This is a genomic window from Enterococcus sp. DIV0294, from assembly GCF_050558155.1.
In the GTDB taxonomy this organism is placed as follows: Bacteria; Bacillota; Bacilli; order Lactobacillales; family Enterococcaceae; genus Enterococcus; species Enterococcus faecalis.
On sequence record NZ_CP187889.1, the window covers coordinates 2,622,358 to 2,635,225 of the forward strand.

General features: G+C 33.7%; 10 protein-coding genes. 4 read left to right on the forward strand and 6 right to left on the reverse strand.

The genetic code is table 11. The features are described from left to right. Window positions 1-101 precede the first annotated feature (101 nt). Together IGJ20_RS12720 and IGJ20_RS12725 are read right to left on the reverse strand one after the other, a co-directional pair. Window positions 102-1,568, reverse strand: coding sequence for a glycoside hydrolase family 1 protein (locus IGJ20_RS12720; protein ID WP_126254817.1), 1,467 nt, complete (start codon window positions 1,566-1,568; stop codon window positions 102-104). Between the two features lies 1 nt (window position 1,569). Beyond that, window positions 1,570-2,973: a PTS transporter subunit EIIC gene (locus tag IGJ20_RS12725; protein WP_104859534.1), complete on the reverse strand. Its 1,404-nt coding sequence runs from the start codon at window positions 2,971-2,973 to the stop codon at window positions 1,570-1,572. Window positions 2,974-3,103: 130 nt separating this feature from the next. On the opposite strand from IGJ20_RS12725, the gene IGJ20_RS12730 reads away from it, so the two are divergent. Next, on the forward strand, window positions 3,104-4,102 hold the full coding sequence (locus IGJ20_RS12730; RefSeq protein WP_002396794.1) for an AraC family transcriptional regulator: 999 nt from the start codon (window positions 3,104-3,106) through the stop codon (window positions 4,100-4,102). A gap of 75 nt (window positions 4,103-4,177) precedes the next feature. On the opposite strand, the gene IGJ20_RS12735 is transcribed toward IGJ20_RS12730, so the two are convergent. From IGJ20_RS12735 to IGJ20_RS12750, 4 genes are all read right to left on the reverse strand, one after another. Beyond that, on the reverse strand, window positions 4,178-4,738 hold the full coding sequence (locus IGJ20_RS12735) for a hypothetical protein (protein ID WP_010817722.1): 561 nt from the start codon (window positions 4,736-4,738) through the stop codon (window positions 4,178-4,180). A gap of 454 nt (window positions 4,739-5,192) precedes the next feature. Then, window positions 5,193-7,148, reverse strand: a complete 1,956-nt coding sequence (locus tag IGJ20_RS12740; RefSeq protein ID WP_126254818.1) for an AlwI family type II restriction endonuclease — start codon at window positions 7,146-7,148, stop codon at window positions 5,193-5,195. After that, window positions 7,148-9,250 (reverse strand): Dam family site-specific DNA-(adenine-N6)-methyltransferase, encoded by a 2,103-nt coding sequence (locus IGJ20_RS12745; RefSeq protein WP_126254819.1) that lies wholly within the window; start codon window positions 9,248-9,250, stop codon window positions 7,148-7,150. The genes IGJ20_RS12740 and IGJ20_RS12745 overlap by 1 nt, the downstream gene beginning before the upstream one ends. Window positions 9,251-9,402: 152 nt before the next feature. Beyond that, on the reverse strand, window positions 9,403-10,650 hold the full coding sequence (locus IGJ20_RS12750; RefSeq protein ID WP_126254820.1) for a hypothetical protein: 1,248 nt from the start codon (window positions 10,648-10,650) through the stop codon (window positions 9,403-9,405). Between the two features lie 116 nt (window positions 10,651-10,766). Here IGJ20_RS12750 and IGJ20_RS12755 point away from each other — a divergent pair, with 116 nt between their 5' ends. Genes IGJ20_RS12755 through IGJ20_RS12765 form a run of 3 tightly spaced genes read left to right on the forward strand, consistent with a single transcriptional unit; the run spans window position 10,767 to window position 12,760 of the window. Then, window positions 10,767-11,084, forward strand: a complete 318-nt coding sequence (locus IGJ20_RS12755) for a hypothetical protein (RefSeq protein WP_126254821.1) — start codon at window positions 10,767-10,769, stop codon at window positions 11,082-11,084. Next, on the forward strand, window positions 11,071-11,412 hold the full coding sequence (locus IGJ20_RS12760) for a hypothetical protein (protein WP_126254822.1): 342 nt from the start codon (window positions 11,071-11,073) through the stop codon (window positions 11,410-11,412). Before IGJ20_RS12755 ends, IGJ20_RS12760 begins: the two co-directional genes overlap by 14 nt. Then, on the forward strand, window positions 11,405-12,760 hold the full coding sequence (locus tag IGJ20_RS12765) for a cell division protein FtsK (protein WP_126254823.1): 1,356 nt from the start codon (window positions 11,405-11,407) through the stop codon (window positions 12,758-12,760). Before IGJ20_RS12760 ends, IGJ20_RS12765 begins: the two co-directional genes overlap by 8 nt. Window positions 12,761-12,868 lie beyond the last annotated feature (108 nt).

Genomic DNA, 12,868 nt, shown 5'->3' on the forward strand with positions numbered 1-12,868 from the left:
GAAAGAGCTTGGACCGTAAGTTATTGCGACTTATGGCCCAAGCTCTCTTTACTAAAGGATCTCAATAGATGTCCTTTTTATTTTTCTTCACTAACAGCAAATCACCGATTCAAACTTTCTCCATTTGTAGAAATAACCTCTTTATACCAATGAAATGAATCTTTTTTACTTCTTTCAAGCGTTCCATTCCCTGCATCATCACTATCCACGTAAATAACACCATACCGTTTAGACATTTCAATGGTTCCACATGAAATGATATCGATGATTCCCCACATAGTATAGCCTAAAAGCTTTACACCATCAGCAATTGCTTCACTCATTTGTTGTAAATGCTTTTCTAAATAGTCAATCCGATAAGGATCATGAATTGCGCCATCCTCTTCTACTTGATCATAAGCACCTAACCCATTTTCAGCAATAAACAGCGGCAATTGATAGCGATCATACATCTCATTTAGAGAAATTCTCAAACCAATTGGATCAATTTGCCATCCCCAGTCACTTGTTTCTAAGTAAGGATTTTTCATCCCACTTAGTAAGTTTCCACTGGTAATTTCATAATCAGGACTGACACTAGTTATCATTGACATATAGTACGAAAATGATAGGAAGTTTACTTTATTCTCTGCTAATAATTCTAAATCTCCAGGAGCGACTTCTATCGTAATTCCTAACTCATCAAACATTCGCTTTGTATAGCTAGGATATTTCCCTCGTGCTAAAACATCCGTATAAAAGTAATTCTTATAGTTCTCATCCAAAATGCTTTGCATTACATCTTCTGGCTTACAGGTCGCAGGATATGTTGTAAATCGTGCAATCATTCCACCAATCATTGGTTCGCCTAGTATTTCTTTTGCAGCTTTAATTGCTCTTGCATTTGCCACGAACTGATTATGTCCTGCTTGAAAAATACTTTGGTTATAGTTTTCTTCTTGATCTTCAATAACGGCACACCCATTGTATGGATTAAATCTATTACAGTTAATTTCATTAAAAGGTAGCCAATAGTCCACTAAATCACCTAAACGCTCAAACAATGTACGTGCATAGACTTCAAAAAAATCAATAGTCTTTCTACTTTTCCAACCACCATATTTGGTCACTAAATTAACTGGAATCCCATAGTGAAGCATTGTAGCAAAGACTTTCATTCCTCTTTTTTGGCATTCAGTAAATAGATCAACATAAAATTGTATTCCTGCTTCATTAGGACTCTCGTCATCTCCATTTGGATAAATACGCGACCAATCAATGGATGTTCGGAAAATATTCATCCCCATTTCTTCAAACAACGCTAAATCCTCTTTATATCTATGATAAAAATCAATCCCTCTTCTAAAGGGATAATTGCGATCGCCTTCTGCAACCAGCGCTTGCTCGAAACGCTCACTGGTCATATTAATATCTCTGTTTCGATTCCGTTCTTCACGATTCCAGTTAGGGTCAAAGTAACGCATTGATTGTGTATCCACACCTTTGCCATCTTCTAAATAACCACCATCTGCTTGACCACTCGAAATAGCCCCGCCCCATAAAAAATCCTTTGAAAATGTGTAAGTCATTTTACTTTTCCTCCAATTCATTACGTAAATACTGGTCCTTATAAACTAGACCACTCGTTATAATAAAAGCTAAAATAAAACTAGCCACTGCACAGACAATTGCAAAAATAAAATTCCATTGATTCGTTGGATCAATAAAAATAGGCAATGTCGTAATTCCTGTTGGCGCAAAAGTCATTCGCTTAACATTCAGAAAACCCGCAAGTAAACCACTCATTGCACCAGCAATAATCACTGCTAAAAACGGTTTTTTATATTTTAAATTCACGCCATACAAAGCTGGTTCGGTAATTCCTAACAGTGCAGTAAATCCTGAAGAAAAAGCCAACCCTCGTACTTTCTGACTCTTTGCAAAGCGACCTACAGCAATTGCTGCGCCTGCTTGAGCGAAATTAGAAACTAAAAACCCAATCCCTAACATATCAAATCCATTGGAACTGATAGATTGTAAAACGAGAGGAATTGTTACCGCATAATGCATCCCAGTCATAATGAAGACTGGCGATAACGCACCAAAAATAAATGGTAGCACCCAAACAGCATAATTTTGAACTAAATTTAAGACAATTCCTAATCCTTGTCCAACCCAACTTCCTAATGGACCAATAATTCCCAAAGCTAAAGGAATCATAATAAAAAATGTCACTAACGGCCGCAAGAAAAACTTTACTGACTCAGGACAAAAACGTTCGACATAACGATCCACATAGGAAGCTACCCATATAATTAAGATAATTGGAATCACAGTTGAACTATAATTAGCTAACGTAATTGGTAAAAAGCCAAACATCTTTAATGGTTTACCTTCACTTACCAATGAAACAAAGGTCGGATGTAGCAGTAGCATACCTATAATTGTTCCTAAATAAGGATTCAAACGAAACTTTATTGAGGCAGAATAAGCAACTAAAACAGGCATAAAATAAAAAGCAGTATCGCCAGCAAATGTCAAAATTTGATAAGTACCACCTGCAGGATCAATTAAATGGAACAAATCTAAAAGCACCAGTACTGTTTTTATCATTGCTGCAGCGGTGATTGCAGGTAACAGCGGTGTAAAAATACCTGTAATTGTATCTAATACTTGTGGAATAATCCCTTTTTTTGATGGTTCACTTGGCTCGGCCATTTCTTGATGACTCAGATCACTTTCAGACTCAGTTGACAGCAACTGAGTAAAGTGTGCATAAACAGTTCCGACACTTTGACCAATAATTATTTGATATTGTCCTCCGGTAACAATACTGCCCATTACGCCGTCTAAATCATTTATAGACTCTTGCTGTATTTTCTCTTCATCATTTAGCGTTAAACGCAAGCGAGTTGCACAATGAGTAACACTTTTCACATTTTTGGCTCCGCCTATGTTTGACAAAATGCTTTGACATAATTTTTGAACATCCATCAATAACCCTCCTATTCAACTTGTATTTCAATACTTGTACAAATATCAATCACTAGTTATACTTGAATTATACAATTATAAAAAACGCTTTCAATAATCGTTTTCCAGAACATTTATAACAAAAGGTAAGGTGATAAAATTGTTAAATCAACTCCCATCAGACTTATTTCTGTTAACCCACAGCGAACACCATTATTTAGAGGATCCCAATTATCATAGCCCTATTTATGAACAACTAGACAAAATTCTGTTACATGATCAAGAAGTCTATCAGTTTCAATTACCAAATTTAAAACAAAACCTTATTGAAATTAGAAGAGATTCGCGATTCACAGATGTACCATTACATGTACATACTAATTTAAATCTTAATTATGTCTATTCTGGAAGCTGTCATTATCAAGTAAACGGAACCGAGGTATTACTAAAAGAAGGAGATTTATGCATTGTTGATCGGCATGTTCTTCGCTCAAAAGGCAGACTAAGTGAAAAAGATATTGTCTTTAATATTAGTCTAAGCAATGACTTTTTTTCACGAGCATTTATTATGGGCTTAGGTGAAACAAGCATTTTAAGTACTTTTTTATTTTCAGCAATTACTGAAAATAACCACCATGACGGCTATATGATTTTTCAGAATAACCATAAGAATACAATTGCTTTTCTCAATCAACTAATTTGTGAATATTTCCAAAATGATACTTTTAGTAAACATGCGATAGAAGCACTCTTTTCATTAATTTTTATTCAGCTTATCCGTGATTATCAGAAAAATTCCACAAAGAAAGTTGCCCCTATTAGCAATAAAACCAGCCATATGTTAGAAATTATCGATTATATAGAAAAAAATGCTCGCACCTGTACATTAAAGGAAACCGCATTATTATTTAATTACCATCCAAAATATTTATCTCAGTTAATCAAACAGACTTTCAATAAAACCTTTAAAGAAATTCAAACAGAACAAAGGATGAAAAATGCGATACAATTATTGCGTTATTCAGAATTATCAATCGCTGAAATCTCTCAAAATGTTGGTATTTCAAACGTAAGCCAATTTTATAAAAATTTTTCAGCTCTCTATACACTCTCTCCTAATGAATATAGAAAAACATTGACGAAACACTGAAATACTCACTTACTCCATTAATGGTATAAAAAAAACACTTTCTATCAACAGAAAGTGTTTCAATAAATATTTCGTTTAGGCAGCGCTGTTTCCTGTAGTGTAAACGAACAAGAAAGTGAACAAAATGGACACGCCAACCATTATTAATTTTTTCGTTTTGTCGGGGTCCTCTTGAAGTAGCCATTTAATCAACAGACTGCCTCTAATCCGTTGACTTGCCTTCTCTTTTTCAGTCGCTGACTTTGTATACCGCCAACCACAAAAGTGCCAACGAAGTAAATTGGCGTACCAAGCCCGATAGTTTTTAGATAGAAAACCACCACAGATAAACAACGCTCCTAATAAAATATCTAAATACAACCAAACAACAAATGTTAACGGAATATCGATTAATGAATAATTCTTCACTTCAATCACTTGATCTTTCAAACCAAATTGATGAATAATCCGTTCTTGGTATTCAGAATCCGTCTCCGCTTCTTCTTTTCCCCCAACAACTTTTATGGCTGACTCGACGCCCATACCTTTTATAAAAGCTTGTTTGGAATGACAATACTTACATTCCACCACTTGATCAGCGGTATCGTACCATCTAAACGCATTCGCCCCACAACTTTGACAAACCACACTACTCATTTTTTGCCTCCGATATTTGTTATTTTTTATGGTTATGTTTCATTACTTAATGATACCATTTTTTGGAGAGGGTTGGGTTAGAGAGATTGATAAAAAAGACACTTTCTCATTGCGAGAAAGTGTCTTGAAACATTGTAATTGATTGGTAAGCGAACATGTTCGCAACGACTCCAAATAATTAACGTTTTGAGAATTGTGATGCTTTACGAGCTTTCTTAAGACCTGGTTTGAACAACGCCTAATTGAATAACTTTCAAAAGCTTTTATTATCAAATCTTTTGGGCGATTACAAATAACAAAACTTCATCTAATTTCAACTAATATCATTTGAATGGTGTGAATTTTAACCCTAAATAAAACGAATTGAGCTAGCTTTTACCATAAGTTCACACCATTAAGTGATATTTTCCATTGACTAAAAAACATTCCCGTTTAAATCGAAACTACTACATTTTTACATATTAGCTTCAACAAAAATTTTATCTCGCCAACTTAAGTCAAAATTGCCCGCAAGTTCTTCGTATGATTCATCAATTGCTTTTAATAGTTTTCGTTCATCGAGATTGTTTTTCAGCATATGAAGTAGTTCTCGATTCTCCAGAGGGAAAATCTTTACTAAATCTGCAATTTCATCTTTATTTGATGACCGTAGAGGTACACTTGCAACTGCTCGCCAAATATTTACAGTATTATCGTCCAGTTCATCAGCAATAAATAAAGTAATGACATTCTTATCAAAGTTGTCTACCGTCAAATTTGTTGCATGTCGTAATACTGGCTCCCATTCTCCACGTTTTTGAGCTTGGGCATTCATCAAAGTAACTTCAAGCATTAATGTCAAGTTTTCATAATCAATGACAATATCACCAGCACCACCAGCTGCATGTGATAACGGACGCATTTCACCGTCTAAGGTTAAATTCAAACTCTTTGTAATAAAAAATTCTTCTTTAGAAATATAAAACCATGCAATAGCAACAATATATTCATAAATTGTTGGAACCGTTGCCGATTCTGATACTTCTGATTTAATTTTTTTATCATCTCTTGTTGAAAATAGCGGTAAGATTTCAATAATTTTTTCTCGAGGAAATGTTTTTGAGATAAATTTTCTAAATTTATCTTCTTTTTGCGTTAAAACAACACTTTCGATTTGTGAAGTATTTTCAATTCCAAGAAATGCTTTAATTTCCGACAAAATAGCAGATTCATCTAAATCCAATACCTCAGTTATTGTAGATTCTTGATAGAATGAGTAACTCAAGTTTTCTTCATAATCAGCATAGTTTTCAGTTCCCGAGAAACTCATAGAACTAAATATTATCGAAAGAACATCTTGATTGGTAGCATTGACTAGTCCAGTATTGAAGTCTAATAATCCCGATAAATTGAAGGTTCGTTTTGTCATATCTCGATACTCACGAACGATATCATCTTTTTTAGAAAGTACAAATTGATTGTAAATCAACGTATTATTTTCTGACAGCAAATCATTATCTACGTTTTCATCTAAAAAATCTTGGATATTTTTAGATTTCATAAAATTCGTTTTAGCAAAAATAGCTTTTCCAAATCCAAATGCCTTTGTTAATTTATCGTTAGAATTCAATTCAAGCAAAGCATCTAAATTTTCAACATTTTTGTTAGATTTAAACGCCAACAACTTATTTACAAATTCAAAATATATTCCTTGCGTAGCTGAAGATTTTCTATTCACGAACAGCGAATCAAATTCTTTTCTATTTAATGGTTTTTTTGAAAAAAGTTCATCAGCAGTCAATTCACTTGTATTCTCTGGAAAATTTCTATCCAAAAATTCCGAAAAAATTTCATTATTATCATTAACACTGTGATAGTCGTTAATGATGTCTTTTATTTTCCTATTATCAAATGACGGCTGAATTAAATGAATTAGTGTTAGAAAATCTTGTTGTGGGATATTTTGATACTTTATCACCAATCCCAATGCGACACGAAATGGATAAAAATAATTCATCTTATTTGAATCATAAACACGTAGTTTTAACAGCTGACGAGTGAATAATAAATTATTCGCATCAATTCCTAGTGAACGTTCAACATCATTTGCACTAAGCGTATTTTCATTTATCCAACTATTAGCAACTCTTGAAAGTTTCCTTTTTGAATTTGTTAGCCCAATTTTAACTAAGGCATTGGTTAAGGTTCTCCCACGTTTTGCAAAATCCTCATCAGTATTCCTAGAAAATAAATCTGTTTTTGTCAAAATTTTTTCGTAAAATTCTGCTTGCGCGACATTATTCCATTCATTGAATTCTAGATTTGTTTCTTGAAGATAAGGCAACAAAGTTTTATAGTCGTCAATTAATGTTTTTCTTCTAAAACTTGTGTCACCTAGATTAAATGTTTCTGCGGTATTTGTAAGCTTCATTAAATATCCCTCTCGTAATTTGTGACTAAAACTTCAACTGTTTCACTTTGTTTAGCCTTGGACTGATAGTTACTATTATTGTAATTATAGTTTAAGACGTACAAATTATATTTTGAAGCCCAACTTTTAAGGATTTCATTTTCTCTTCCGTTATGAATTATCACATTTGAAAGAGCAAACTTAATATTATTTTCATTTGCTTTATCTAAATAATCGTATAAGTCTTTTTCATCTTTTTCAGACCAACCACCATTTTCATTGTAAGCTGCCGTCGTAATAAGATACGGCGGATCAGCATAGATGAAATCTCCTGTGTCTATACTCACTTCTCGGAAATCTTTGGTGGAATATTCAATTGGTGAGTCCTGTATTACTTTTACAAACTTACGTAATTTTTCCTCCATCTTTTTGTTAAAGTCTCGTTTACCAACTGGAAGATTATATTTACCCTTTGAATTAAAGCGAATCTGATTATTAAAACCGAAAACAACTAACAAGTAAAACAGCAATGGTGACGGTGAATTATTATAATCTTTCCTTAGCTTCAGAAATTTTTCTTTATTGTATGCACCTAAACCACTAGCACTATTCGCAGAATAGAATTCATATCCATTTTTTTTCGTATTAGATAACCCATATTCACTTATTTTCATTTCCGCTTGGTTAATGAAATCATCTATATCAATAGTTGAAATATACTCAAAAAAATTAATCACATGATTTTCAACATCATTCATAAGATAACTTTCTGCTTGTCCATTTTTTGCCAGATTTGCAGTAACGCTACCACCACCAGAAAATAAGTCAATCAATCGTGTATACCTTGAAGGAAAATATGGTCGTAATTGTGGAAGCAATTTTTGTTTCCCGCCCGTATAATTCAGTGGCGATTGAATTATTTCATCATCAACTGTGCAAAGATACAGTAATTCTTTATGATTTTCTATATTCGACTTGCCCGTTGTAAAAGCATTAAAATCAATTGAAAAAACTTCTACTTGCCCACGTTTCTTCAATGTGGCAATAATTTCTTCATTTGAAATCTTTGCGTTTGAACGTGAATTTCCTTTTTTCGCCATATTATTGTACGAAACTAAAATATATCGAGCGTTAATATTTTGAATCAAATCATCAAATGCTTGGGGTGCTTTAGATTTAGTATAGTCCGAAGATTTTTCAGAGCGGTTGACCGCTTTCATTGCCACTCCCTCAACGTCCGGCTTTTTCCATTCCATAACGTTTTCTAAAACATGATAAGCACTTTCATAGCCCCGAGAATTATAAGGTGTATCAATGTAAACAAGGTCTGTTTTAATTTTTCTAACTAGCTGATTAGCATCTTCATTGTAAATTTCATTTCCAACATTTTTATTGAATTCGGGAACTCGTAAATAAATAGGTTTAAAGGTATCCATTTTTTTCCGATATGCATCAAAATGTCCTACTGTGTTAGCCACCTTATCCATAGCATATAGCAAAGACGTTAACAAAAATGCTTTCTCACGTTCGTTTAAATCGTTGTAAGTCTCGATTTTTTCACGGATTGCATCAATTTTTTGTGCGTTTTCAACTGAAAAATATTTATTACCAAAATTTTTATCAACATATCCATGTATACCTTCAAGAGAATTCAGTTCTTCAATTTTGAACTGAATCTTTTTTTCATCTACGGGCATATTCCCGAACCATGTTTCATAAGAAATGTAGTTGCTTGTAAGAATATCGTTAACTATGACTTTTTTGCCTTGCTTGTTAAATAAATTAGCAACAACGCCTGTTCCACCAAAAACATCAGCAACTGACTTAACATTTTTGGTGTGTTCCGAAACAACATCATTGATAAAATCTAGCATTTTCTGTTTACTGCCTAAATATCTTCTATTATTGATATGAAGAGGAGTCGATTCAGTTTTAAACAACTCCAATTGTTCGCTGTGACTATGCTTCAATTTTTTGTCAATAAGTTCCGCTTGACTAAATGTCCAAGCATTCTGATGCCCTTTTTTTACTGTGGGTGCAGGAATTTCGTTTTTCCGAACCCAATTGTTTACAGTTTGTCGTGATACTTCGTACTTGTCCATTAAATCTTGTGTTGTCATCATTTAGGCATCACCCTCTCTTTACAGTTAATGCAATTCTACCATATTAAGTGCAATAAGTAATTATCAATGTTTAGTTTTCAAAGTAAATTACCATTTCCTGTCGTTTGTCTAAATTGTTTTCAAAGATATTATGTTTCTAACAAACGCAGAACTTACTCTTCTTCCTGTTCTATTAAACTTTCTATTTCCATTTGCTCTTCTATTAATTTAATAAACCGTTTCTCTTCTATTTCTTCCGCTACTTGTTGTTCTTCCATTTCTTTCATTAATTGAAGTAGTCTTTTTTCTTCCTCCTGTTCCATTAATTGAAAAAAACGTTTTTCAGAATAATAGGGGCTAGAATTTTGTTGGAACATTTGACTATCAAAATATTCTTTCTCAATGTTACCGTACAAATCGTTTTGTATTTGTTTCAACTGTTCAATATATTTCTCACTTGTGCTGTATAAATAATAAAAAACATCATTAAGCTTTTTTTCATTCCAAGTTAAAGTGCTGTGGTCATATGATTCTGGACTCGTAATCATATCATAGTACTGTAATTCAGAATTTATTTTAAAGTCATCAATAATAATGTCGTAGGCGCGTTTACCAAGAGAACTATAAGTTTCCATAGCATAAATAGGAGAAAGAACATCATCCAATTTTTCTTGAAATGCTTTGTCAAAATTTTGAAAATTTACTATTTCAGACTTTTTAAGGTATCGACCTTTTTCATCTTTTGATTCATATTCGTATTGACCATATAAAAAATCTGTAAAACGTTTCATTATTTTATCCGACTCGTTATTCAAGCAAAAAAAATATATAGATTCTGCAAAAACATCAATATTACTATTTTTATAATCTGGTGCAAATACTGAACCAAAGTGTGTATCTTCATTTACAGATTTTTCTAGTGCTTCATAGGTTGCAAAGGGTACATAATCTATTAGAATACTGCGAATAATTGGTGCATACTTTTCATCATCTGCTAAATCCACGAATAGATTTAGCAAGAAATAAAATTTCCCTTCTTTTGACATGACTTCATCTTCACATCCCCAAATAACTTCTTGTGGTGATAAAAATTCAAGATTATTTTTTTTCATTTTTATCTCTTCGTCTTTTACAGGAGAGGTTGTTATTAAATTTGGTTTTAGTTTAACATTTTCAACCAACGCCTCAGCAATTGTTACAGTCAATAGTTTCATAACTTTATCAATCGAAGCGCTTTTAATATTTTCTATCAGACTAGGTTTATTCTTATATAGATGAGTATTCCTGAGTGGTTTCAAACCAGCATACATATTATTTTCCGATTCCTTCAATACTTTTCTTTCTTTATCTATTGTTTCAATCCTACAGTTGATTCTATTTTGTGCTCGACCTACATAATAATTTTTCAAATTACTAAACATATTGTTTCCTCCACAAAAAAAACGGAAAATTTCAGTTATATTTTATCATATTTTTCCGCGGTACTCCATTTTATAGGTGTTAAACTAAAGAAAATTAAGAAAGGAGGATTTCTCTCATGCCACAAGATATGAAACAAACTCTTCGAGATTTGCGCACGCATCGCCTGACAAGCTTTGGAAACAGTGCTTATCAGCGCATTAGCAATGATTGGTATTTTGAAAGTGTACCATTTGAATTATCAGAAATTTGGTACGGTCAAGAAAATTTATCATTCATCACATTATCTATTCGTTATGATTCAGATATTGACTTGATGTCAGAAAACGAACTTGAAGAGCGCATTGATAATGAACAACAACTTATTGCCCATCTGCAAAAAATTTTTGCGGATATTGAAAAACAGAAAGAAGGAAAAAACAATGGCAAAAACTAATTGGAATCGCTCACTTAGCGAAGTAACAAAACAACAAACCCAACCGAAACTGATGATTAGTGAAAAGACTGGCAACGAATACACTACGGACGTGATTCCAGTGCTGAACGTGCTATCAATTGGGTCGATTGAAGAAGTCGATGGAAAGTTTAAGTATCCAATTGTGGACACAAAAAACGACTTGGAATATAGCATCAAAGTACCAAACAAAGTAGATGTGAAGTTCGGTACGCTTCTACAATTCAAAAATGTCCGTGGTGGTACAACTGGTAATGGTGTCGGCTGGTATGCCGCTGATTCGGTAACTGTGGTTCAGCGCAATGCTTAGCCGAAAATATCGCAGAATCAAACCTACTGCAAATTGTAAACCACAAGGCTATCAACTTTCTTTGATAGCCTTTGCGGTTACTATTGGACTAGGCGTATTGCTTACCATGGCAAAATACAAAAGTACAGTACTAGCACCATACCTTATCAAACCGGTACTATTCTTTTTCACTGGCAGTTTTATTATTTTTTTACTACTAATATATACTTGGCTTCATCGTGAACAAGTATCATCGCTTGATGTTGCAATCATGACAAAACGTTCTCATCGAATTGCACAAAAGATAAAGCGACTATTCAATGATAAACAAGTAACCGATGTTCTTAAATTATCAAACAGAACTCGATATGGCGATGAAATGCCAGAAATTTATGTTTGGTTAAATGATAATTTGTCCGATGGTTTCATAGGTATAGAAAATATTGCCAACTGGGAACGTGCCGACCGTGAAAAATTTGAACAACGTGTGTCGGGAATTTTATCTGGAAAATATCAGCGCTTTGCCGTTGTCAGTTCTGAATTAACTGCTGGAGATAGTTTCATCATCTTTTATTTTGAAGATACATTAACTTCACAACGATTATTTGTAGAAGATAATAACGATTCGCTTTTGAGTTTAATAAGTGAAGATAAACATGCGGTTCAACTTTCTAATGATTTAGTTTGGCATTCAGACATAACTCCCATGATGAGCATAATAGCTCGTACTAGGTCGGGTAAGTCTGTATTAGCTGGGCGGTATATGGCAAGGTTGATGACTCTTCAAAATTGGACTATAGAATACAACTCGGCAAAATTTGACCGCTACGTTAAAGAATTTAACGGCGAATCTGACCCTGTTAAAATAGTAGAACGTGCGGAATATTGGTGTACTGTCATGGATAAGCGATTATCCGAAATTAACGAATCTGGTAAAGAAAAATATCTGGAGATGGATAACATGGCGGATATTGGACTGTTCTTTGACGAACTAGGAAACCTTAATGCTTCGCTCGAGTCGATAGATAAAACCGATAAAACTTTAAAAGTTAGTTCCCGATGGACGACCGCAATTAATCGTTTATCTGCTACTGGGGGGTCTGCTGGAATCCACATTATCGCTATTAGCCAATTTGCTACAAAAGAAGGATTTTTACCTAGCCTCGCTCGTGTCAACTGTTCTGACGCCGTTATCATGTTGGGTGGTGCTGCTGATTCTGCTGATGAGCGAAAATATTTGATGAGTGGTTTTGCTGACATGCCAAAACGTTCCTATGGTAAAGGACAAGGAATCGCTAGAATTGTAGCTTCTGGAAAAAAATGGGAAGTGCCACACTTTTATGAAACACCTTGGTTTAGTGAAAGTTAAGATGAAAATTCACATGAATAGTCATTTATAAGATATATCGTAATGTTAATTCTAACTATGTTCAACGCCTGCACGGCACTGGGCTTGTCGAGTGCCGTGCATATCAAA

What these genes read in the sequence shown, in the direction of transcription:
- IGJ20_RS12720 (WP_126254817.1), bottom strand. Translation starts at nt 1,568, where the DNA reads ATGACTTACACATTTTCAAAGGATTTTTTATGGGGCGGGGCTATTTCG.
- IGJ20_RS12725 (WP_104859534.1), bottom strand. Translation starts at nt 2,973, where the DNA reads ATGGATGTTCAAAAATTATGTCAAAGCATTTTGTCAAACATAGGCGGA.
- IGJ20_RS12735 (WP_010817722.1), bottom strand. Translation starts at nt 4,738, where the DNA reads ATGAGTAGTGTGGTTTGTCAAAGTTGTGGGGCGAATGCGTTTAGATGG.
- IGJ20_RS12740 (WP_126254818.1), bottom strand. Translation starts at nt 7,148, where the DNA reads ATGAAGCTTACAAATACCGCAGAAACATTTAATCTAGGTGACACAAGT.
- IGJ20_RS12745 (WP_126254819.1), bottom strand. Translation starts at nt 9,250, where the DNA reads ATGATGACAACACAAGATTTAATGGACAAGTACGAAGTATCACGACAA.
- IGJ20_RS12750 (WP_126254820.1), bottom strand. Translation starts at nt 10,650, where the DNA reads ATGTTTAGTAATTTGAAAAATTATTATGTAGGTCGAGCACAAAATAGA.
- IGJ20_RS12755 (WP_126254821.1), top strand. Translation starts at nt 10,767, where the DNA reads ATGCCACAAGATATGAAACAAACTCTTCGAGATTTGCGCACGCATCGC.
- IGJ20_RS12760 (WP_126254822.1), top strand. Translation starts at nt 11,071, where the DNA reads ATGGCAAAAACTAATTGGAATCGCTCACTTAGCGAAGTAACAAAACAA.
- IGJ20_RS12765 (WP_126254823.1), top strand. Translation starts at nt 11,405, where the DNA reads ATGCTTAGCCGAAAATATCGCAGAATCAAACCTACTGCAAATTGTAAA.